Source organism: Planctobacterium marinum, assembly GCF_020687805.1.
GTDB classification, from domain to species: Bacteria; Pseudomonadota; Gammaproteobacteria; order Enterobacterales; family Alteromonadaceae; genus Planctobacterium; species Planctobacterium marinum.
The window spans coordinates 899992-923538 of record NZ_JAJEWQ010000001.1 but is presented as its reverse complement, the minus strand read 5'-3'; the positions used below and the strand labels follow the sequence as shown (position 1 = coordinate 923538).

The window sequence follows — 23547 nt, the reverse complement described above, 5'->3', positions numbered from 1 at the left end:
CATGTTAAACAAAGATTTAGAAAGAACCCTGAATGAAGCGTTTATTTTCGCCAGAGAGCATAAACATGAATTTATGACAGTGGAACACCTGTTACTGGCGCTATTAGATAACCCATCGGCAAAAGAGGCGCTAAAAGCCTGTGGTGCCGATATTGATGCCATTCGCGCAGAGTTAACCCAGTTTGTAAAAGAAACCACTCCGCTCATCCTTGATGAAGAAGGAGCCGATCGCGAAACTCAACCCACGCTGGGATTCCAGCGGGTATTGCAACGTGCGGTATTTCACGTGCAGTCTTCCGGCAAAGAAGAAGTCACCGGTGCCAATGTCCTGGTGGCTATCTTTAGTGAGCAGGAGTCACAGGCGGTTTATATACTGAAAAAAGCTGATGTGACCCGTCTGGATGTGGTCAACTTTATCTCGCACGGCATCAGTCGCAATGAAGACGACAGTTCAGGGGCGGATGCCGAAGAGGTGGAAGAGGGCAGTGAAGGCGAAGAAAATCAGTCTTTATTGTCAAAATATTCCAGCAATCTTAACGCGCTGGCGAAAGAGGGTAAAATCGACCCACTTATTGGACGTGATGATGAAGTGGAACGCACCATTCAGGTGTTGTGCCGTCGCAGAAAAAACAACCCCTTATTGGTGGGCGAAGCTGGCGTGGGTAAAACCGCCATTGCCGAAGGTCTGGCATTTCGTATTGTCGAGGAAAATGTGCCTGATGTGATTGCCTCAGCCACTATCTATTCACTGGATTTGGGCGGCCTGCTGGCAGGGACAAAATACCGTGGTGACTTTGAGAAACGTCTCAAGGGTATTCTGAAAGAGCTTCAGCAGGACCCTGACGCGATTTTGTTTATTGATGAGATACATACCATAATTGGCGCTGGAGCCGCCTCAGGCGGCGTTATGGACGCTTCAAACCTGTTAAAGCCTAAGCTATCCAGTGGTGAATTGCGCTGTGTTGGGTCTACAACGTATCAGGAATATCAGGGGATTTTTGAAAAAGACCGCGCTCTGGCACGTCGATTCCAGAAAATTGATATCACCGAACCGAGCGTATCCGACACCACTAAAATTTTAATGGGACTGAAATCCCGCTATGAAAAACACCATAGCATTCGCTATACCAACAAAGCTCTGCAGGCAGCTGCTGAGTTGTCTGCCAAATACATTAATGAGCGTCACTTGCCAGATAAAGCGATAGACGTGATTGATGAAGCGGGTGCAGGGCAAAGGTTGTTGCCTGCTTCGCGTCGTAAGAAAACCATTGGTGTGCCTGATATCGAACATATCATCGCTAAAATGGCGAGAATCCCGGAAAAGTCGGTGTCCGCATCGGATAAAGACGTACTGAAAAACCTGGGGCGCAACCTTAAAATGGTGGTGTTTGGCCAGGATGAAGCCATTGATACCTTGACCGACGCTATCCGCTTATCTCGCAGTGGCCTGGGTAATGAGAAAAAGCCCATAGGCTGTTTCTTATTTGCCGGACCTACCGGTGTCGGGAAAACTGAGGTAACGCAACAACTGAGTAATGTCATGGGTGTTGAGTTGGTGCGCTTTGATATGTCTGAATATATGGAGCGTCATGCGGTCAGCCGTTTGATTGGTGCACCGCCCGGCTATGTGGGATTTGATCAAGGCGGCCTGTTAACCGACGCAGTAATTAAAAACCCTTATTCCGTGGTGTTGCTGGATGAAATCGAAAAGGCCCACAGCGATATCTATAACATCCTGTTGCAGGTCATGGATCACGGAACACTGACTGATAACAATGGTCGCAAAGTGGATTTCCGTAATGTGGTCTTAGTCATGACCACCAACGCCGGTGTGCAGGAAACGACTCGCAAATCCATCGGATTTAAACAGCAAGATCACAGCCACGATGCCATGTCTGAGATCAATCGCACTTTCTCTCCTGAATTTCGCAATCGACTGGATGCTACCGTGTGGTTTAACCACCTCAGCGAAGACGTTATTTTGCAGGTGGTGGACAAGTTCATCGTAGAATTACAGGCGCAACTGGATGGCAAAGGCGTGTCTATGGAAGTGACCGATGCTGCGCGTAAATGGTTAGCCGAAAAAGGCTACGACAAAGCAATGGGCGCCAGACCGATGGCCCGTGTCATGCAGGAAGAAGTGAAAAAGCAACTGGCCAATGAACTGCTGTTTGGTGAATTGGTGGATGGCGGTGTCGCGAAAATTGGTGTGAAAGCCGATAAACTGTCCTTCACTTATGAAAACGTGAAGAAAAACAGTAAGGCAGAACATTAAGCCACGTGGCAAACAAACATTAAAAAAGGTGCATTAGCACCTTTTTTATTACCCGTGAGGGGTGTCACCAAATGGTTTTTCTTGCGCGTGGTCGTACTGGCGCGGAAATGTTCTTGCGAACGGAAATTATCTGGCGCGGTAAATGATGCGGCCTTTGCTTAGATCATAAGGCGTCATCTCTACGGTGACTTTGTCACCTGTCAAAATACGGATATAGTTCTTACGCATTTTTCCAGAAATATGCGCAGTCACAACGTGACCATTTTCGAGTTCTACTCGGAACATAGTGTTTGGAAGGGTTTCCAGGATGGTACCTTCCATTTCAATACAATCTTCTTTCGCCATCTATAAAAATCTAACCTCAGATATCAATACTATAATGCAAATGCGGCGGGGATTTTGCCCAAATAGTGTTCGACTGTAAAGGGCTGAGTGCAAATTATTTCGTTATTAGTTGCCATCCGTCCTTGAAATGACGCTCATGGGGCAAGAATTTGGATTTATAGTTCATTTTTTGACACGCGTCGATTTGATAACCCAGGTAAACATAGCGTTTTTGCCATTCAAAGGCTTTGTGGATTTGAGTCAGTATCGCCAGAGTACCCAGTGAACGATGCGCCAGGTCAGGGTCGAAATAGGTATAAAGTGCTGATAACGCATCATCCAGCTCATCAGTGACCGCCACCATTACTAATTTGCCTTCTTCCCGGAATTCGAAAAAAATAGGCTGTGACCAACTGCTGAACAGAAACTGATAATATTGCTCAGGATTTGCCGGATACATCGAACCATCGGTATGCCGGGTGTTGATATAGCGCTCATAGAGTGCGTAGTACTCTTCTTTGTGTTGCCGGCTAACCTGCGACTTGACCTGTCGGTTCCTGGCAAGCACGCGTTTTTGACTGCGGCTGGCTTGGAACTTTATGACCGGGATGCGTATCGACTGACAGGCTTCGCAGGCAGGACAGTTAGGGCGGTAGATCTGTTCGCCACTGCGTCGAAAACCGTGCGCCAGCATCACTTCGTACTGTGATTTCAGGTCAGGGTCCTGATAGCTGGCAAACACCAACAACCGTTCCTTTTCTTCGGGCAAATAACTGCAATCAAAGGTGCCTGTTATGCCAAATTTCATCAGGTGACCGTGACTGTTTCTGAGGGTGAGAGTTCCAGCGCGTTGCGCCATAAACCTTTGGGATAATCTCTGCCCAACTCTTGCTTAAGTTGTTTTAAAAAATCAAACCTGGAAATCGATACTGCACCCAGTGAACTCAGGTGTTCGGTTTGCATCTGGCAGTCAATAAAGCGGCAGCCAAAATGCTTCATGTATTGCACCAGGTGATACAGCGCCAGTTTTGAGGCGTTGCTGCGACGATGAAACATGGATTCTCCACAAAACACGTTGCCAATACCGATGCCGTACAAGCCACCAACGAGATCATCACCTTCCCATACTTCAATGGAGTGGGCGAATCCGGCGTTGTGCAGTCTGACGTAGGCTTGCTGCATGTCTTCTGTTATCCAGGTGCCTTTGTCGTCTCTTGGCGTTGCAGCACAGGCGGCAATCACGTCAGCAAAGGCCCTATCTTTTGTAACTTTATAGGGATGTTTTTTTAAAAATTTGCGAAAACTGCGGGATACCTGAAAATCCTCCAGATACAGAATACCTCTGGGATCTGGCGACCACCATAGCAATGGTTCGCCTTCACTAAACCAGGGGAAAATGCCATTTTCATAGGCTTGTAACAGTCTTTCAACAGACAAATCTCCACCGAAAGCCAATAGTCCATTGGGCTCTTCCAGGGCGAGCTCTGGGGGAGGAAATGTGACGGCATCATCCAATCGAAATAGCTGGATACTCATTCTCAGTTTGTACTCTGGTTACTACAGCGGAGCCGAATTACAGTGATCAATAATTAGATTTTATGCCACAAACGTTGTGGCCTCAAGAATTGTAGACCCAGTTATTCGATGAAATTTTATGAGTTTACAGCGCTGCCACGATCGTGCTGAATTTTTCTCCACACATTCGCTGTAGCTCTTTGTCATGCTGCAGGTTTGCTTTGTTATTTTGCAATATCAGGGCGTTTTCACTCACCAGCTTTTTAATGTGATCTGTATCACTGCGCAGGCAGGCAACTTTTAAGGCGTTCAGTACCGTGTTGTACCTGTAAGGATCTATTTTGTATGCCTGGGCAAGTGTTGCCTGGCTTTCTTCAAGTTGGCCTAATCTCAGTAATGCATAGCCCTTAAATTCCAGTGCTTCTACATTCTGAGGAGCGAGGCCCAATGCCTTGTCGTAACTTTCGATGGCCTTAGCGAAATTCTTTTCATATCGGTACAACACACCTTGTTGTATGTGTTGATTGATTTCATGTTTTATTTCATCCTTGGCGATAGATTGCAAAAAGAGTTGGCTGGTGGGGGACTCAACCATACCTTCCTGATTAAACATCAACCTGGCTTTATCTAAATCTCCGGCAACGTATTCTAAAATTGCTTTGTTGTATTGCAGCTTACCTTTGGTGGGGTACTCAAGGGGCACATTCTCAACCTGTTCGGCCTCAGCGTAGCGTATCCTGGATTGTTCGTAATCGCCTTTGGAGAATGCTATCCAACCGGCCGCATTTAAGGCGTCAATTCTTTGCGTTGGTGAAGCGCTTACCTGAATCGACTGCTCTATCAAACCGGTAGCGACATCAAAGTTATCATTGCTATAGGCCTGTTTAGCATTCTGGAAATAATAATTAAATGATTTCGTTGAGTTTGACGCTTCATCAGATGATTGCGCTGTCGCCAGACAACTCAGGGTTAGCAGTATAAGAGCCATTTTCATGATCAAAATGCCCCAAATTGTGAGTTAAATTTAGCCTTTTCAAGCACCAGGTCTTTTTTCAGACTACTGATCTCAAAGTTTTTCTGCTGAATGATACTTTGTTGCCTGACGACGGTTTTATTTTCAAATTGGACCAACGCGTTATTTTTTAAAAATACGAAGCCCCGCCCATCGTCGTCGAGATCGGCTTTGACATTGCTAACAAATACCGGTGTGTCATCGGCGTGATAAGGCCTGACAGAAATCGCTATTTTACTGGCCGGACTCATGTAAACGTACAACACACTGGGAATAAACAATAGCGTCGATATGACGATAAATGCGCCAGCCAAAAACAGTTGGGTTTTGACATAACTGGCTTTTTTGTCTGCTGCTAAGACCCTGGCCTCGTGAATTTTGTTTTGAGTTCGGGTGATAATTGAATAACACAGGAACAACCAGATGGCGGCAATGCCGGGGACGCCATACTGGAAAAATGCACTCAGAGAGTCCAGTGTCTCGGGGTTTAAGGTGATCATAGCAATGCCTCATCCAATGAAACTTTTATTCCATTAAGAATAGACTATTTAGGTAAGAAAATTCCAGAAAAAGTGAGATTTAATCGAAGGGGGACGAACAGAAAAGCGCGCCTGTTTGCACAGGCGCTGCTGAGGATAAAGACTAATCGTTTAGGGCGTCCAGATATTTTTCAGCATCAAGTGCCGCCATACATCCGGTACCCGCAGAGGTAATCGCCTGACGGTAAACATGGTCACACACATCACCTGCGGCAAAAACACCTGCGATGCTGGTTTGGGTGGCGTTTCCATTCAAACCACTGTTGATTTTCAGGTAGCCATTTTCCATGTTTAACTGACCCTCAAACAGGCTGGTATTAGGCTGATGCCCAATAGCAACGAATAGCCCCATAACATCCAGATCTTCGGTAGTGTCAGACTGAGTATCTTTGATACGCACACCTGTTACACCCATGTCATTACCTAACACTTCATCCAGTGTTTTGTTCAGGTGTAGGGTAACATTGCCATTTTCTGCCTTGTCCAGTAAGCGTTGTGTCAGGATCTTTTCTGCGCGGAACGTATCTCTGCGGTGGATTACGTGCACTTCGGAGCAGATGTTAGACAAATATAGCGCTTCTTCCACGGCGGTATTGCCGCCACCGATCACTGCCACCTTTTGGTTTTTGTAGAAGAAACCGTCACAGGTAGCACAGGCCGAAACCCCTTTACCCATGAAGGCTTGCTCGCTTTCCATGCCCAGGTATTTTGCTGATGCGCCGGTGGCAATAATTAATGCGTCACAGGTGTATTCACCCACATCGCCTTTTAAGCGAAAGGGGCGTTGCTTCAGATCTGCTTCATTGATGTGATCGAAAATGATTTCGGTATCAAATTTTTCTGCATGTTGTTGCATTCTCACCATCAGATCCGGACCTTGCAGGCCTTCTGGATCGCCGGGCCAGTTTTCAACTTCTGTGGTGGTGGTTAATTGTCCGCCTTGCTGAATACCGGTAATTAATACCGGGTTTAAGTTGGCTCGGGCCGCATAAACCGCGGCGGTATAACCTGCTGGGCCTGAACCCAAAATCAATAATTTAACATGTCTGGCTTCTGACATCGTTATCTCCAAAGTGACTGTAATCTGTGCCGGCAGAGTAAGCTTGAAGTGGCCGGCGAGGTGCTGGCGGCCTGAGTTCATCTCACTGCCCGGTCGGTTCTAATTCCGGCCTGTGTATTGTCCGGGTGCTTCTGAAAACATCAGAAGCATAAAATGTGTTGCCTGTCAGGACCTGACTTTCGCTTGTTTGGTTCCCAACTAATTTGTGACGATGTTGGGTTGAAACTTGTTAAATCAAGAGTGAGTTTTCATTTCAAAACTTTATCTGTACCCACGGAGTTTAAATCTTCCCTGATATTCCGCAATTGATAAAAATCGTTACAAGCAATCAATTATTGTGATTAATAATTTTTGGCAGCTTTTCCGATATAAAGGTAATATTAGAGAAGCCTGTTGAACTTTTTCGCACGAAATTCGTTCTATTATTTATATGCATTAAAGAAAAACAGGCTCTGGTTAAGGCGTCTGAACGATTTAATGTCGCAGGCGCCTAGTATCATCAACCGGCAAGAGGTAGTGTTCATGGCACATAGTTTCGGTACCATTTTGCGAGATGGTCAGGAATACATGAAAGTCTGGCCAAGACAGAAGCAACTATTTTCATTGTTTCCCGACGGCAAAGTCGTGCTTGCCACTGAGTTTGCCATTAAGGTTATGCCGCCAGCCGCCGTGATAGCGGCCGCTTCGCTGATCAATATTCATGGTGCTGAGTACGCTCCTCAGGCCATTGCAATTGCCGCTTTTTTTATGAGCTTGCCGTTGCAAGGTTTGATGTGGCTGGGTCATCGGTCAAAGCAATCGTTACCGCCTGCTATCAAAGGCTGGTATCAGGAAATACACACCAAAATGCGTCAACAAGGTTGCGAATTGCAATCCGCTAAGGCTCGTCCCCGCTACAAAGAGTTAGCGCAACTACTCAAAACCGCCTTCGAAGAACTGGATAAAGTGTTCACCAGGCAGTTGTTTTGATGGGCGTAAGAACCGACCTGGGGCGCACTGCTCCAATTTTGTGCAAAATTAACTCGCTTGTCTGCCATTAACTCGACACTCCGTGTGTTAGGCATTACTCTTACCCTACTAATTTTGAATATATTCAATCATATCGATATTTGGATCGCATAATGAATAAGCATTTTATTACTGCCCAATCGTTGCTGGAAGACTCCTTCCGTCTGGCGGCAGAGGTGTATAAAGACGGTTTCAGGCCGCAATTTATCATAGGTATCTGGCGCGGTGGCACACCGGTTGGTATTGCTGTACAGGAGTTTTTTGACTACAAAAAAGTACACACGGATCACATTGCTGTAAGAACTTCATCTTACTATGGCATTAACCAGCAATCGAAAACCATTAAAGTGCATGGTCTGCAATATCTGGTAGAAAATGCCAATGCTGATGATGGTTTACTGATAGTTGATGATGTGTTTGATTCGGGGCGCAGTATTGCCGCGCTGATTGAGCAAACTAAAAAGTTGATGCGACTCAATACACCTAAAGATATCAGAATAGCAACCCCCTGGTACAAGCCAAGCAATAACAAAACCAATATCACTCCTGATTATTATGTGCATGAAACTGCTGAGTGGTTGGTATTTCCTCACGAGTTATCGGGTTTAACGAAAGATGAAATTCGCGAGGGTAAATCCGATATTGCCAATGTTCTGGATGTGATCCTGTAACACAAAAAACACCCTGTAGTTCAAAGATCGCATTGTTCCCACAAAGCCGCTCAAAGAAGCGGCTTTGTTGTTTTTCAGGCAGAGTTTTGTAGATTTTTGATGAAAATGTGAAGCAAAGTGCAGTCAAAAGCTGCTAATTGTAGTTTGCCAGCCTGGGACATTGGCAGCACTGCTAAAAGGCCGTTATCATAACAAGGTTATTGTTCAGAGAATCCACATGGCTGTTCGACTTTTTCACTGGTTAGACGAATCCATCACCCGCAAAATCGGCGGGCTTTCTGCGGTATTACTGACCTTTATCCTGGCATTGGTGTTGTATTCGATTGTGCAATTACGGGTAATTAGTCAGGAAATCCGGGAATTGGCTCACATTGATGTACCTATCTCTGAGATTGCTGCTGAAATCGAGGTGTTGCAGCTGGAACAGCACATTTTTATGGAACGCCTGCACTATGAGTTGAAGTTGGCGGGGAACAGCAGCGTCACCCTGCAACAGGCCATGCAACAAAAGTTCAAAGCCTTTTCGACGGCGTTAGAGCAACAAATTCAGCAACTTACCCAGGTGATCAAATCAGGGCTGGAGCAGGGCAAAATCGTCAAAAAGAAATCTGCACATCTGGCCATACTGGCAGCGTTTGATCAGTTCGAAGCTGCCCGGGAAGCTTTTCAGACTCATGCCAGTCAGGTGCTGTTCAATCAAACAGGAACACTGTCAGATCAGCAATGGGCACTACTGGAACAACAGGCACAATCACTGGATGACAAAGCCATTCAGGTCTTGCGGGAAGTGGAGGCGATTTCCCTTGATATTAGTGCTCAGGCTGAAGAGCATGAAACCCGGTTTTTTTACGTAAATAGTGGCCTGGGTATTAGTGCCTTTTTAATTGGCATCAATGTGACTCTGTTAATTATTGTCTCTTTCCGCCAGAGAATGCGCCATATTAATCATCAGATAGACCGATTGCATCAGTCTATTTCTGGTCAGAAAGGAACTATTGCCACATCAGAATTGAGCCCCAAGGGCAGGGATGAGCTGGCCAAACTGGCTAAAGATATTAATCGCCTGATGAGTCGTTATTCTGAAGCCGTTGTACATCGTGAGGGCATCGAGGAAGCGTTGATCCGCCAGGCGACAACAGACAAGTTAACCGGGGCCTACAATCGCCACAAATGGGAGCAGGCGGCGACCGCATTGTTGGCTAAAATGAACCCGGAGCAGGTATCCAGTATTATCTTATTAGACATCGATAACTTTAAACACATTAACGACGAATTAGGGCACAATGTTGGTGACAAGGTGTTACAGCAGCTGGTCTGCGAAATTCATAGTCTGATCCGCCAGAGCGATATGGTTTTTCGACTTGGCGGAGAAGAATTCGTGTTGTTATTGCAAGCCTGTGACCTGCAAAAAAGTGTCGCAATCGCTGAAAAAATCCGCAGCATGCTGGATTCAGCCAAAGCCACTGATATTCCTCATTTCACCGCCAGTTTTGGGGTGACTGAAATGCAGCCAGGTGATGATCTGGAAAGCCTGTTAGAAAGAGCGGATAAGGCTCTCTATCAGGCGAAATCGCAGGGTAAAAATCAGGTGTGTACGGTATAACTACTTGCCATCAATATAAAACTTATCATGGAAGGTATAGACCCAATGAGGTTTATAGATGATCAGCAGTGTCATGGTCATGCCGTTGAGTAAACCTTCCGGAAATAACAGTAGGGGGATCAGAATAAGGTAGTTGTCCTGAACGATATCCCAACTGTGAACGCCGGCCAAACTGTAATAGCCACCCAGTAAGCCCATTTTCAGCACCAGGCTGGCAAGCCCGGCGAAAAAGCCACAGACGAAGACATAGATAAAAAAGTGCTTTGGCAAGCGATGGAAGGCCAGTGAGTAAATCGCGTAACTCAAGGTGAGCGGTGCGACCACAGACAATAATCCGTTCACACCGAGCATCGACCATTTTTCCAGGCCAACCAGCGTCAAACCCAACAGGGCCAGCGAGGAGCTGATAAGCGCCCAACGCAACCCCAGCAGCAATACGCAGGCGGTCAGCCATAAAAAATGAACGTTTAATCCGTCGTATATACCAGTACGGAACCACCAAAGGGTAAACAGGCAGGCAGCACTGCCAAAAACAAAATGCTGCACTTTGCGTTCACTTATCAATCTGCTGATATTGACATTTTTAAGGGTAAATACCAGCAGTGCCAGCCAGGCGACCAGGGCAATGACTTGAATCAGGGTCATTATCACTAATGCCTTTGTTATTTATAGGTAGTCCAGATGGGAGCGTGATCAGAGGGTTTTTCGATGCCTCTGAGTTCATAATCAATTCCGGACTCAACCAGGTTGGGCTGCATAGATTTGGTACCCAGTATGACATCAATACGCAGACCCCGGTTATCGTCAAATCCACGTGAGCGGTAGTCAAACCAGCTGAACTGGTCGTATGTTTCCGGATTCAGCTCTCGGTAGCTGTCATGGAAGCCCCAGTCCATCAAGCGGCCCAACCACTCTCTTTCTTCCGGCAAAAAGCTGCATTTACCGGTTTTTAGCCAGCGTTTACGGTTTGGTTCGCCGATGCCGATATCCAGATCGGTAGGGGAGATATTAATGTCACCCATTACGATGATATTTTCTTCAGGAGTGTGGTGACTGCCCAAATAGTTCATCAGGTCGGCGTAGAACTTGCGTTTCGCCGGGTATTTGATTTCGTGGTCCTGACTTTCCCCCTGGGGAAAATAACCATTGAGCACCCGGACTTTTTCGCCGCGTTCATCTTCAATCGTTACCATAATCATGCGACGCTGTGCGTCTTCGTCGTCAGTTGGGAATCCGTATTGCACTTCCAGCGGTTGCTGTTTGCACATCATGGCGACACCATAATGACTTTTCTGGCCGTGATAGAAAACGTGATACCCTAAGGCTTCAACTTCCTCTTTCGGAAACATATCATTGTGTACTTTAATTTCCTGTAAACCGATAATGTCCGGTTGATGCTTTTCTACCAAAGCGGCAAGTTGATGGGGTCTGGCTCTGAGGCCATTGATATTAAAAGAAATGTACTTCATCAGATAATTTAGCAAAGATTCGATGAACCTATGCTAACAAACAAGGCCGAAGGTTGACAGGGAAAAGCCCGTTGATTCATCAGCAAATTGTGTAAGGATATAAATAAAATTTCGCAAATCATGAACCGCATCGAACAGGTCAACATGAAGCCACACTATTCATGTCCATTGTGTGGATCTGTCAGTACGGAGTTTTACTGGCAGGATAAACGCCGTCATTACTGGCACTGTCAGCACTGCCACCTGGTATTTGTTCTGCCTGAATTCTTTCTCAGTCCGGCATTGGAAAAGGCCGAATACGACAAACACGACAATACGCAACTGGATGGGGGCTATCGGCGTTTTTTAAACCGAACACTGGCACCGCTTGTAGATTATTACCAGAGCAAAAGCCGGCCATTAGCGGAATTGTCCGGCCTGGATTTTGGTTGTGGTGAAGGCGCTTTTTTAAGCCAGATGGCGCTAGAGCAAGGCTTAACCGTGGCGAACTACGACCTGTTCTATCATCATAATCCCGGCCTTTTACATCGCCAGTATGACTTTATTGTTATGACTGAGGTGCTGGAGCATATCGCCAGTCCCGCTGATTTGTTTGTGCAGTTACAACAAAGTCTCAAACCGCAGGGGGTGATAGCCATCATGACCAAACGCGTTTTGGACAAATCGGCGTTTGCCACCTGGCACTACAAAAACGATCCCACTCATATTTGTTTTTATTCCGAAGCAACATTTCAATGGCTGGCGCAACAGTTTGGTCTGGCTATGCAGTTGGTGGATAAGGATGTGGTGTTTCTTATTGCCAACAGCTGAGATATTCAGAATTGGCCTGTTCAGAATAGATACCTGGTTCGTCAAAAAGCTGTGTTAAGCTTTAGGCCTATAATAATTCAGAAAAACGACGCGATGCTACACCTGATCCAGTCAAATAAAATGGAATTACTGCTGGCCAGCCTATTGCAGAAATTGGCGCTGCAAACCTTTGAAGAACAAGGTTCGGATTCAGACCTGGTGGCCTTACTGCAACCTGATACCATCCTTGTGCAAAGCCCGGGGATGTCTCAATGGTTAAAGATCAATATCGCCAACACCCTCAATATTGCAGCCAATATTGAGTTTCCTTTGCCATCCAGTTTTATCTGGCAATTATACCAGGCCAGTATCGAGGATTTACCGGATGAGTCGGCGTTTAACAAACAATTTTTAACCTGGAAAATCCTGCAACTGTTGCCGCAATTACTGGCGCAACCCGAATTTGAAGATGTCAAAAATTACATCGGCGACAGTGCAGAAGCGGATTTAGCTGAACTGCCTAAGGCCTACCAATTAAGTGCGAAAATTGCCGATGTCTACGATCAATATTTGATGTATCGACCCGAGTGGATTCAGGCCTGGGAGAGGGGCGAAAACCAACTTCCTGATGTCAATATTGGCGCTCAGGCATGGCAACCTGTGTTATGGCGGGCAATTAGTCAGTTTACACAGCAGGCGGGTGAGTCTCCCTGGCACAGAGCCAATATGCACGATGCCCTGCTGGAACAACTTAACAAAGCTACCGGGCAGGTTGATAAAGCGCTGTATGTATTCGGAATTTCATCGATGCCGGTACAGCAGTTGCAAATTTTACAGGCATTGAGTCAGAGCCGCGAAGTTTATATTTTTTGGTTTAATCCGTCAGAGCACTATTGGGCGGATGTGGTCGACAGCAAACAGTATCAGAAGCAGCAATTATCGTTGTTCGACGAGCCTGACGAGAAACAGCAAATACGACAACAGCAGGCGTTTGCGCTTTCTGATGTCGGGAATCCATTGCTGGCGTCCTGGGGTAAACCCGGACGAGATTTTCTTTCCCTGTTAACGGATTTAGAGCCGCTGCAGGAGGATCTTTTCCAGGCACCCGAACAATCGCATTTACTGGGTTGGGTGCAAAAAGAGGTCTTTCAGTTGAGTTTTCGGGGAAGCCGACAGCCGCTGTCAGTGGCGGATTTGTTAAAGAACAACGGAAAACACGCCAAGCAAATCTTGCGGGAGGATGATCACTCCATTGAGATCCATGCTACCCATTCCCGATTACGGGAATTAGAGGTGCTGAGGGATCAGATTTGTCACTGGTTTGATAACGGTGATGTAAGTGATCTAAGCGACATTATCGTTATGATGCCGGATGTGGCCGTGTATGCGCCGCTTATCGAGGCGGTGTTTTCCAGGCCACTGATCAGCAAGGAACTGGCACAGCAAGGCGGTTTGCCCTTTGCAATTTCTGACCGTAGCCAGGCACAGGAAGATAGTCTGGTGGAGAGCTTTTTGCGGCTGATGTCTCTGGAAAACGCCAGAATGACACTCAGTGAAGTGTTTGAATTGTTCAAAGTACCGGAAATTGCTGCGCGTTATGGGATTGAACAGGACGACATACAGGCACTTCATCGCTGGTGCTATCAGGCTGGAGTCAGATGGGGTTGGTCCGGGTTGGAAAAGCAACACTGGGACTTGCCGGAAGAGCAACAAAATACCTGGGTTTTTGGTTTGCAACGCCTGTTGGCGGGTTATGCCCATCCGGGCGAAGAATCGCTGATGGGGGGCACGTTACCCTTCAATGAAGTGGAAGGGCAACTGACAGAATCACTGGGACTGCTACTGGCTTTTGTGGAAGACTTGCGTGCGTTGACAGCGTTTTGTCGATGTTCCCATGGGCTGGAGCGAAAAGTATCTGAGTCGCTGGCAGTACTGGATTGTTTTTACCAGGTTGAAGCCGACGATGAATATCGTTTGCAAAAACTCAAAGAGACGGTGGCAAAACTCAAAGGGCAGGGGCAGCATTATCAAGGCTTAGTCAGTCAACAGGTATTTGTGGAAATGCTGAAAGACGCACTGAATGAGTCCGGTGTAGGACAGCGCTTTTTAGCCGGTAAACTAAACTTCTGCACCCTGATGCCGATGCGCAGTATTCCTTTCCGGCACGTTTGCATCCTCGGCATGAATGAACCCGAGTACCCCAGACAAACCACACCGATCAGTTTTGATTTGGTCAGTCGTTCACAACCTCGCAAAGGCGACCGTTCCCGCCGTCTGGATGATCGCTACCTGTTTTTGGAAGCCATGTTATCAGCCCGAAATAAGTTTTACCTCAGTTATCAGGGGCGGGATGACAAGAGCAATGAAGTCAAAGAGCCGTCTATTTTAGTGTCGGAGTTATTGGCTTATTGCCAGCAAACAGCCTGTTTGGAAGCCGATATGGTGCGCAGTGTGGATGACGCTGAGCAGGCCATCAGGGCACATATTTTCAAAACACATCCATTGCAACCCTGGGATAAAAGCTATTTTTCAGCGAAGCAGCCGCAATCCTACGACAAGACCATGTTTGAGGTCGCCGATACGCTGCAACAACAGCCTGTGCCGGTAAGCTTCTGTCGCGCATCGCAACTGGACATCGCTGCGCTGACAAAGTGGCTTGAGGATTACCCTGAAATACAGGCCCTGTTAGCGGCAAATCAACAGTCAGACTTGTCCGGTTTGATACAGTTTTATCGCAATCCGGTGCGGGCCTGGTTCAAAAGTTACTGGAAAACGCAGTTTCCGAGCTTGCAGGAAGGGCTACATGATGATGAGCCATTGTATCTGGATAATCTGGCCCGGTATCAGGCAACACAGCAATTGCTGCAAGGATCTTCTGAGTCTTCTGTGTTGCTGGCTCTTGAGCAGCAAGGGCAATTGCCCATCGGTAACCTGAAGTTATTGGAGCAAAGCGAACTCAGTGATCGGGCGCAATTACTCAAATCCAAATTAGAAGCTATCACGGGCAAGGCTGATACCCAACTGAACAGCCAATGGATTTTTACTCAGGTTGCGGTACTGGGGGTAAATGTTGAACTGCAGGGCGCGATACCGTTGGCGCCTAACAACGATATGATATTGTACCGGCCCGGCAAACTCAGCGCCACAGACCGGTTAAGCTGTTGGATGACCTGGTGTTTGTACTGTGCTGCCGCACAGCGCCAGAGTAAAGGTTGGTTTTTAGCTCTGGACAAATCCATATTTTTCGACCCTTTAACCATGGAAGAAGCAAGTCAGGAATTGCAAAAACTCATTACCATTATGCTCGTCGGGCAGGTGCGTTGTTTGCCTTTCTTTCCAAAAACCGCGCTGCAATGGGCTGACACGCACGATGAGGCGAAAACCCATTTCGCCTATATCGGCAGCCAGTTTTTACCCGGAGAAGCGGACGAACCTCACAATGCTCGTGTTTATCCGGCGTTGCAGGAATGTTGGCCGGAGTTTGCGCAACTGGCAGACGAACTGTTTCAACCCATTCTTGCCAGGGAGCAATGGCAATGAAAAAACTGGATATCACGACATTTCCATTAGATCAGAATGCACTGATTGAAGCCAGTGCCGGTACCGGTAAAACCTATACCATCAGCAATCTGTATTTGCGACTGATCCTGGGGCACCAATGTCAGCCACTGAACGTGGCTCAAATTCTCATTCTGACTTTTACCAATGCTGCGACAGCGGAACTCAAAGATCGTATTTTGGCCCGAATTCGTCAGGCCTGGCGAGATTTTGTTCTGGGACAAAGCGATGATGAGTTCATCCAGACATTAATTGATGTTTTACCGGACAGGGCGCTGGCGCAGCAGCGTTTACTCATCGCGTCTCAGGAAATGGACCTGGCCAGCGTGTTTACTATTCATGGATTTTGCCAGCGAGTATTAAGTGAACATGCCTTTGAAAGTGGTGCAGCCTGGCAGGAAACATTGTCTCTGGATGACAGCGCCTTGCTGAAAAAGGCCAGTAGCGACTATTGGCGTATCCGCGTGGCCGGATTATCGGAAGCGACATTGCGCTGGTATTTAAAACAATGTCCGAAACCTGAAAATCTGATTCAACAGATGCGCCCGGTATTATTTCGGGATATCGGCGACGCAAACCCGGAAGCGCTCCACCAACAGTGGCACAAAGTACAACAGGGGTATGATGAGGCTTTACGGGAAACGAAAAGCTGGTGGCAGGAAAAACAAATTTCGCGGATGTTAGCAGAGGCAGACCTTAACGCGAGGTCGAAAATCAGTAAGGCTGCATTTTTAGAAGGGATGGCACTGTTCGCCGCCGGCGAAGCGGCTGTACCGGATTTAGGGAATGATGGTTGGTTAACTTTGTCACCTGACAAGGTTGAAAAAGCCCGCAAAAAGTCGTCTGCGGAAATTGATACAAGCGCCTTTTCGCGTTTTGAAAATTTGGCTGAACAGGAAGCCAGGGTCAGCAGTGCCCGGCAACAGTATTTCTTTTGGGATGCGCTGTTGTTTTTTCGCAATCATTTGCAAAAACAAAAGCAACAAAATGCCGAACTGAGTCCGGATGACCTGTTAACGCGGTTGCATTTAGCCCTGTCGGAGGATTCCAGGCAAGCACAACAGCACCTGAAAACGCTCCTTCAGGATAAATATCCGGTGGCGTTAGTGGATGAGTTTCAGGATACCGATGAAACTCAGTTTGCTATTTTTAAGGCCTTGTATGCACACGATGCAGCATCGCAGCATCGCGCGCTGATCATGATAGGTGATCCTAAACAGGCTATTTACAGTTTTCGTGGCGGCGATATTCATACTTACCTGTCGGCGAGACATTTTGTCCCTGAAATGTCCCGCTATACCTTGTCTACCAACTGGCGCTCTCAACCGCAACTGGTGGCCTCGGTGAATCAATTATTTGCCCAAAGTCAAAGCGGATTTATGCACGAAGATATGCCGTTTCATGCTGTTGAAGCCGGTAAACAGGCAAAACCAGTCTTGCTGGATGGTGCAATGGTACCGGCAATGCAATTGGCGGTTTTACCCGATAGTGTGGATAAAAAAGGCATACCTGTGGCTGTAAAATGGGGCCAGAGTTCTCACGATATGGCTCAGGTCTGCGCCAATCAGATAAGTACTTATCTGGCGAAAATGCAGATTGACGGTCAGGCAATTGCCGCCTCTGATATTTGTGTGCTGGTTAGGGACAGGTTTGAAGCGCAACTGATTCAACAGGCACTGCGCCAGCGGCAGATAGACAGCGTGTTTTTGCGCAAGGATACGGTGTTAAAAAGTCCGGTGGCCTACAGTTTGTTACTGCTGTTAAAAGCCATTGTAGGTTACAAGTCTGAAACCGCCATTAAAGCAGCATTGTTGGACGGTCTGTTTGCCTACGAACAGGATGAACTGATGACATTGAATCAGAATGTCATGCAATGGCAATCGGTTCTGCAAACATTTAATCGCGCTTTTGAAATCTGGTCATGGCAAGGCGTAATGGCCGCGCTGGAATATGTATTTCAGGCGTTCGAACTATACAAGCGCATTATGGCACATAACCCGGAGCATCATCGCTGTGTAACGGATTTGCGACACCTTAATGAAATCCTGCAATTTCAAAGTGGTCGGGTAGAAGGTAAAACTCCGCTGATATTGTGGTTTGAAGAACGCATTGCCAATCCCGACTTGCTTGCAGCGGATGGTATTGAGGGCACGCAATGGCGCCTGGACACCGATCAAAACCTGGTGCAGGTGTGTACCATTCACGCTTCCAAAGGACTGCAATATCCGATAGTTATGTTGCCCTTTACCAGTCGTTTCAAAGACAGTGGTGGCGGCTTCTACCACGATGAAGAGCAAGGGCTTCAATACAATATTGAAAATGACGAAACATTGAAAACCCGACAACAACAGGAGCGTTTAGCTGAAGATATCCGATTGTTTTATGTTGCGGTAACCCGGGCTGAATTTCACTGCTGGTTAGGGGTATGGAACAATACTTTGTCAGCAAGAAGCGGTACCTCCGGTTTTGCCTCTACGGCTATCGGACGTCTTTTGGATTTTGAGACTGACCAGGCGTCACTGGCCGCGCAAATTATTATGCGTATTGAGCAGCGGTTGCAAGGTCAACCGGTAAACATTGACCTTGTGAGTAAGGCTCAACTGGAAGAGGTACATGCTTTTACACCCGTTTCGTCAGATACACAGTCGTTGTCCTGTAAACAGTTGCAAAAAGGCATTCAGCAAACCTGGTTGTTGACCAGCTACAGTGCGATATCCCGTACGAGACAACTGGAAGTGGCGTCCCTCGCTGTTGAGGAGGAGTTAAAGGCCGCCGATGAAGCAGTGATACAATCAGATGAGGTAGGTAGTCTTGGCGAACAGCAGGAGTCTGAACACCCGGTGTTGGCCCCGGAGCTGGCTATGCGCTTTCGCTTCACCAGAGGGGCGGCTGCCGGGTCGTTCTTGCATGAAGTGCTGGAGCACTGTGAATTTGATAAACCGGAGACTATCACCGCACAGTGTCATGCATATGCTGAAAAATACAGTGTGGCGGAATCGGATATCCCAGCCATTACAGACTGGTTGGTCGAGGCCCTGCAAAGTCCTTTGTCGGGTGGCGAAGAGGCATTGCGCTTATGGGATCTGCCGCGGCGGCAACAGTTAACTGAAATGGAGTTCTTTTTGCCTTTGAATCAGGTAAATGTTAAACAATTCAATACGTTAATTCAGTCATGGCAACCAGACCTGGCTGGTCATTATCATTTGAATCAGCTGAATGGGATGCTAAAAGGTTATCTGGATCTGATTTATCTTCACCGGGGCCAGTTTTTTGTGGCTGACTACAAATCTAATTTTCTCGGCGAAACCCCTGAAGATTACCAACCCGAGCAACTGCATCAGGTAATGTTGCACCACGACTACTATTTGCAGGCCGTACTCTATTCAGTGGCGTTGCATCGTTATCTGAAAAATCGACTGAAGGATTATGCTTATCAACGCCATATTGGCGGGGCGCAGTATTTGTTTCTCAGAGGGATGAGCCCGCATTATCCGGAATGTGGTGTCTTTACTGTTACACCTCCTGAATCTCTTATTTTGGCGTTGGATAGTTTATTTGAAGGAGTATTCGAACATGAATAATGTGGTGAAGCCTGGGCGTTACAGTCTCCGTCAGCATGACAATTCATCCCGGCAGGAATCCGCCCTTACGACGCCGTTAAATCGCTTGCTGGAACGGCAAAAAATCCGTGAAATTGATCGCAGCTTTGCAATTTATGTGGTGCAACAGATCTATGGCTCTGGGGAGTTACACACACCCAATGACAACGCAATGTTACTGGCGATGACCGCAGCTCTGCTCAGCGAACAATTAGGTCAGCAGCATGTGTGCCTGGATTTAACGTTAATTCAGCAACCTTTTTTACCCGATTTCATTTTCCCTGAAGCGCAAAAAATAAAGCAACTATTTACAGAGAGTGCTGTGCAGCAGTCAGGGTTATTTAAATTAGCGCAGAACCGCTTGTATCTCAGCCGATATTGGCAATACGAGTACCTGATAGCTGAGAAGTTGACGACACTCGCTGCAACACCCTACAGCGAACAGGCTGTCGCCGACTGCCTGCAGCAACTTTATTCATCAGTTACCGAAGATGAGGAGATTAACTGGCAGAAAACCGCGGTAGCGCTGGCTTGCCTGCGCGGCGTTGCGGTAATCGCGGGTGGTCCCGGCACCGGGAAAACCACGACAGTGGTACGCATACTGTGGTCTTTGTGTGAGCTAAGTCGACAGCAGGGCGGCAAGCAACCCATTATTAAAATGGTGGCACCAACAGGAAAAGCTGCTGCCCGCCTGACGGAATCCGTTTCCGGTGCAATCGCAAAACTGCCCAGTAATTCCACTAACATTCCATCAGAATGTAGCACCATTCACCGCTTACTGGGGCCAATGCCTGGTTCAGTGTTTTTTCGACACAATAGTCAGCATCCCCTCAACGTGGATGTGTTAGTGGTGGATGAGGCATCAATGATTGATATGCCGTTACTGGCGAAAATGCTGGCCGCATTACCGCAACACTGCCGGTTGATTTTGCTGGGTGATAGTCATCAGTTAGCATCCGTGGAAGTGGGTTCGGTATTTTCTGATCTATGTAGCCTCAAAGCGGGGCGCAATTTTTATTCCCCTGACGCGCTGCAGCAATTGAGTGCCGTGACCCGTCAGCCAGCTTTGCTTACTGCACAACAACAGGCTTCGGAAACCGTACATAGCCCCTTTATTAATAACATCGTATATCTGCAAAAGAGTTGGCGATTTGGCGCGGATAGCGGTATCGGTGCATTGGCTAAAGCCATTAACAGCGGCGATACATCGCAAACAGTAAATGTACTTAGATCATCGCGTGATGATGTTGTCTGGCAATTTGCTGCCAATCACCAGGATTTTATTAGGGCTATTTTGCCTCACTTTGAAAGATTGCATGATGCCGTTGACGAAGGGGCTGTTGGCAAGGCTTTTGAGGTGCTCTCGCAATGGCAGGTGTTGGCAGTTCAGCGCAAAGGAAAATGGGGAGTGCAGACGCTGAATTCTCTGATTCACAAGGCGTTGATGAAGGCCGAAAGAATTACTGTAGACGATGAATTTTATGCCGGCAGGCCAATTATGATCACCAGTAATGATTATCAGAATCGATTGTTTAACGGTGATATCGGTATCGTGATGCGGGGTGATAAACAACATGAGGATGACCTGTTGCGGGTATGGTTTGTGGATTCTGAACAGGGGTTTCGCAGCTTGTTACCCGCTCAGTTGCCCTCACATGAAACCTTATATGCGATGACGACCCACAAAAGCCAGGGATCGGAATTTGCGCATGTATTGATGTGTTTACCCGAGTCTGTGGCCGGTGAAAAAGGTCGGGTCAATCGGGAATTACTGTACACGGGGGTTACCCGTGCCCGGAGTAGTTTTATGCTGTTTTGCGATGAAACAGCAGTTGTACAGGCGGTGCAACAACGATGTCTGCGGGCATCCGGGCTGGCCTTTGCATTGGCAAATAAAGGTTAGTCGAAGGTGATCAGAAAACGCTTAGCAAGAGTTCGGTGCCTGGTTGTGCTGCTTTGTAGTGTAGTAGCGCCATTTAACCCGGTTTTAGCAACAGTAAAACAAAGCCAGGAAATCCGACATTATGCAGTGAACCCGTTACCCGGACAAACACTGCAGGAAGCCATGCGAGCCAGTACTCCTATCCAGAAGCACAACCGCCACTGGTACGGTAAAACACAGTGGAACATTAATCCTCTGTATCGTTTTCGACATTTATCAGGCGGCTGTTATGTCAATGATCGCAGTGTCGAACTGGCCATTGTGATCACGCTGCCGCAACTTGAAGGACAGGCAGATGACACCGAATTGAGCGCACAGTTTTCGCGGTTTTACGATGCTTTGCTGCAACATGAATTAGGGCATCAGGCGTTGGGAATTGACGCGGCCAATGCCATTGATGATTTCCTGTCACAGCCTAACATTTTTGCCGATTGCCAGGCATTGCAGGTGGCTGTCAATGAGCGAGTAAATGCCATTATCAACCAGTATCAGCAACTAAATAAACAATATGATGCAGAAACCCAACACGGCAAAACTCAGGGCGCAGTGATAACCGGTCGCCGGGAGCCGTGATCAATTACTTAAAATAGCCGTTGACTTCAACGAGTCTCTTACCAGGGGTAACAGTCTTCGGCTAACGGGCACATGCTGATTTGAGCTTAAAACTAAAAAGTGTTGCGGGCTTTCGCTGTGTTTTTCAGAAAACAATGATGTCACTTCATTCAGGTTCACCAGATAGGACCGGTGTACTCTTAAAAAGGTATCAGGTAGCAAGTTTTCCAGTTGTTTTAACGAACCTGAAAACAGTTTTTCATGGTGATTTTTCAAATGCAGCTCCACATAGTCACCAGATGCTTTGCAGTAGGCGATATCTGGCGTATCAATGAGTTCAAGTTTGCCTGCCGAGGATAATTGCAATTTGGTGGGGGTGTTATATTGTGATTGCTGAGCCAATCGAAACTCCAGTTTGGCTACTTGCGCGCTTTCCTTGTTTAATTGACTTTGTTGTTTTTTATAGTCACTGGCTTGCTGAATAAAAATTACCAGCAGCACCACAGCGATAATCACAAAATGAGTAAACTCGTGAAAACTACTGGCACTAAAGAAAATGACAATCGCAATACTCAGGTGGATGAACAGACTTTGCCTTAACTCCGGGGAATTTTGTGTACGCAGGTAACAGGCAATTTGTACCAGGTTAAACAGTACCGGAAGCAATATTCCCAAGGTGACTTTGGCATCGAAGCTCGGCACTAAGATTATTGCCAGCAAGCTGAGACAACTGCCGGGATAAATCCAGTGTATTGCTCTTTTTCGGGCAGTTCTCATGGAGTTATAAGACAGTAACATGACGCCAAACCAATATGAGCATACAGTAATGGTGATAAGTCGAATATCTTGCCAGGGATACGGGTATTCAATCAATCCACGTGACAATTCTGCACTTAACTGCAACATCGCAAGCGAACACATAATGACTAACATTGGGTATTGAAAGCGGATCTTTGTCGGCGCTGTGTTGCGCCCAAAACACAACACTAAAAAATAGACTAAACCCACCGAAAAAGCCCCCAGTAACACCAGGCCAGCAATTAAATAAGGTTGGATCTGATCAATTGATTTACCCCATGTGCCAATCCCGATTATATGCACGGGATAATCCAGTGAGATAATGCTATGTTGCCCGGAAAGCAGCATAACCAGGCTGTTTTCTGACCTGGTTAACAGTGACGCCGGGATAGGAAAAGCGGTATCCATTGCGCCCGGAGTTTCAGCTTTGGTGTCTGCCGGTTGACCGTTGTGTCCCAGCAATGTTCCATTCAAATAAACTGAACTGGCTGCTTTAGCAGACACAAACAATCCCAGCGGCTGAGTAAATTGGGCAGCAGACTGGCCCAGATCAAACTTAATCTGGACCCAGAATATCGTCTTTTGTGGATCGATATGACGCAGTTGCGTCGTCTGGCAATGCGTTGCATTGAAATCCGGCGGGCTTTCCGGTTGACCAGACCAGGGGCAAACGGTAACCGGACTGTTATAAGGCAGCGTAAAAAACGCACTTGCGTGAACATGGTTGCTGTTTAACCCACTCAGCGTGAAAACAAATAACCAAATCATTAACTGTCTGTCGTTCATTTAAATCGAGTCCGAATACCGTTCGTAGAATTATTCCTACCGTTGGC

The 23547-nt window shown here is 47.0% G+C and carries 18 protein-coding genes; 9 read left to right on the top strand and 9 right to left on the bottom strand.

Features of this window, described 5'->3' with window-relative positions; translation table 11 throughout:
- Position 1 precedes the first annotated feature (1 nt).
- Positions 2 to 2275 carry an ATP-dependent Clp protease ATP-binding subunit ClpA gene (gene clpA / locus LJ740_RS04205; RefSeq protein WP_229527790.1) on the top strand — a complete coding sequence of 758 codons (2274 nt, stop codon included), beginning with the start codon at positions 2 to 4 and terminating at the stop codon, positions 2273 to 2275.
- A 126-nt stretch (positions 2276 to 2401) separates the two neighbouring features.
- On the opposite strand, the gene infA is transcribed toward clpA, so the two are convergent.
- The 6 genes from infA to trxB all read right to left on the bottom strand — a co-directional run bounded on the left by infA (position 2402) and on the right by trxB (position 6725).
- Complete coding sequence (infA, locus tag LJ740_RS04200) at positions 2402 to 2620, bottom strand: translation initiation factor IF-1 (protein ID WP_229527789.1); 219 nt, start codon at positions 2618 to 2620, stop codon at positions 2402 to 2404.
- A gap of 94 nt (positions 2621 to 2714) precedes the next feature.
- Complete coding sequence (locus LJ740_RS04195; protein WP_229527788.1) at positions 2715 to 3407, bottom strand: arginyltransferase; 693 nt, start codon at positions 3405 to 3407, stop codon at positions 2715 to 2717.
- A complete protein-coding gene (gene aat, locus LJ740_RS04190) occupies positions 3407 to 4135 on the bottom strand; it encodes a leucyl/phenylalanyl-tRNA--protein transferase (RefSeq protein ID WP_229527787.1) in 729 nt (242 codons plus the stop codon). The genes LJ740_RS04195 and aat overlap by 1 nt, the downstream gene beginning before the upstream one ends.
- Before the next feature lie 124 nt (positions 4136 to 4259).
- A complete protein-coding gene (locus tag LJ740_RS04185) occupies positions 4260 to 5108 on the bottom strand; it encodes a tetratricopeptide repeat protein (protein ID WP_229527786.1) in 849 nt (282 codons plus the stop codon).
- A gap of 2 nt (positions 5109 to 5110) precedes the next feature.
- The gene (locus LJ740_RS04180) at positions 5111 to 5626 is read right to left on the bottom strand and encodes a hypothetical protein (protein ID WP_229527785.1); all 516 of its coding nucleotides are present in this window, start codon (positions 5624 to 5626) and stop codon (positions 5111 to 5113) included.
- A gap of 142 nt (positions 5627 to 5768) precedes the next feature.
- Positions 5769 to 6725 (bottom strand): thioredoxin-disulfide reductase, encoded by a 957-nt coding sequence (gene trxB, locus LJ740_RS04175; RefSeq protein ID WP_229527784.1) that lies wholly within the window; start codon positions 6723 to 6725, stop codon positions 5769 to 5771.
- 522 nt (positions 6726 to 7247) lie between these two features.
- Between trxB and yfbV the strand changes: the two genes are divergently transcribed.
- The 3 genes from yfbV to LJ740_RS04160 all read left to right on the top strand — a co-directional run bounded on the left by yfbV (position 7248) and on the right by LJ740_RS04160 (position 10007).
- Positions 7248 to 7694: a terminus macrodomain insulation protein YfbV gene (gene yfbV / locus LJ740_RS04170; RefSeq protein ID WP_229527783.1), complete on the top strand. Its 447-nt coding sequence runs from the start codon at positions 7248 to 7250 to the stop codon at positions 7692 to 7694.
- A 152-nt stretch (positions 7695 to 7846) separates the two neighbouring features.
- Positions 7847 to 8404: a phosphoribosyltransferase gene (locus tag LJ740_RS04165; RefSeq protein ID WP_229527782.1), complete on the top strand. Its 558-nt coding sequence runs from the start codon at positions 7847 to 7849 to the stop codon at positions 8402 to 8404.
- Between the two features lie 217 nt (positions 8405 to 8621).
- Entirely contained in the window at positions 8622 to 10007 is a 1386-nt protein-coding gene (locus tag LJ740_RS04160; protein WP_229527781.1) for a GGDEF domain-containing protein, read from the top strand.
- Here LJ740_RS04160 and LJ740_RS04155 read toward each other — a convergent pair whose 3' ends face one another.
- Positions 10008 to 10652, bottom strand: a complete 645-nt coding sequence (locus LJ740_RS04155; protein ID WP_229527780.1) for an energy-coupling factor ABC transporter permease — start codon at positions 10650 to 10652, stop codon at positions 10008 to 10010.
- 17 nt (positions 10653 to 10669) lie between these two features.
- On the bottom strand, positions 10670 to 11476 hold the full coding sequence (xthA, locus tag LJ740_RS04150) for an exodeoxyribonuclease III (protein WP_229527779.1): 807 nt from the start codon (positions 11474 to 11476) through the stop codon (positions 10670 to 10672).
- Between the two features lie 120 nt (positions 11477 to 11596).
- Here xthA and LJ740_RS04145 point away from each other — a divergent pair, with 120 nt between their 5' ends.
- The 5 genes from LJ740_RS04145 (at position 11597) to LJ740_RS04125 (ending at position 21937) form a co-directional block, all read left to right on the top strand.
- Entirely contained in the window at positions 11597 to 12286 is a 690-nt protein-coding gene (locus LJ740_RS04145) for a methyltransferase domain-containing protein (protein ID WP_377307032.1), read from the top strand.
- Between the two features lie 93 nt (positions 12287 to 12379).
- Positions 12380 to 15805, top strand: coding sequence for an exodeoxyribonuclease V subunit gamma (recC, locus tag LJ740_RS04140; RefSeq protein ID WP_229527778.1), 3426 nt, complete (start codon positions 12380 to 12382; stop codon positions 15803 to 15805).
- The gene (recB, locus tag LJ740_RS04135) at positions 15802 to 19404 is read left to right on the top strand and encodes an exodeoxyribonuclease V subunit beta (protein WP_229527777.1); all 3603 of its coding nucleotides are present in this window, start codon (positions 15802 to 15804) and stop codon (positions 19402 to 19404) included. Before recC ends, recB begins: the two co-directional genes overlap by 4 nt.
- The gene (gene recD, locus LJ740_RS04130) at positions 19397 to 21325 is read left to right on the top strand and encodes an exodeoxyribonuclease V subunit alpha (protein ID WP_229527776.1); all 1929 of its coding nucleotides are present in this window, start codon (positions 19397 to 19399) and stop codon (positions 21323 to 21325) included. Before recB ends, recD begins: the two co-directional genes overlap by 8 nt.
- A gap of 45 nt (positions 21326 to 21370) precedes the next feature.
- Positions 21371 to 21937 (top strand): DUF922 domain-containing protein, encoded by a 567-nt coding sequence (locus LJ740_RS04125; RefSeq protein WP_229527775.1) that lies wholly within the window; start codon positions 21371 to 21373, stop codon positions 21935 to 21937.
- Here the strand turns inward: LJ740_RS04125 and LJ740_RS04120 are convergent, their stop codons facing one another.
- Complete coding sequence (locus LJ740_RS04120) at positions 21938 to 23500, bottom strand: LytR/AlgR family response regulator transcription factor (RefSeq protein ID WP_229527774.1); 1563 nt, start codon at positions 23498 to 23500, stop codon at positions 21938 to 21940.
- Between the last annotated feature and the right edge of the window lie 47 nt (positions 23501 to 23547).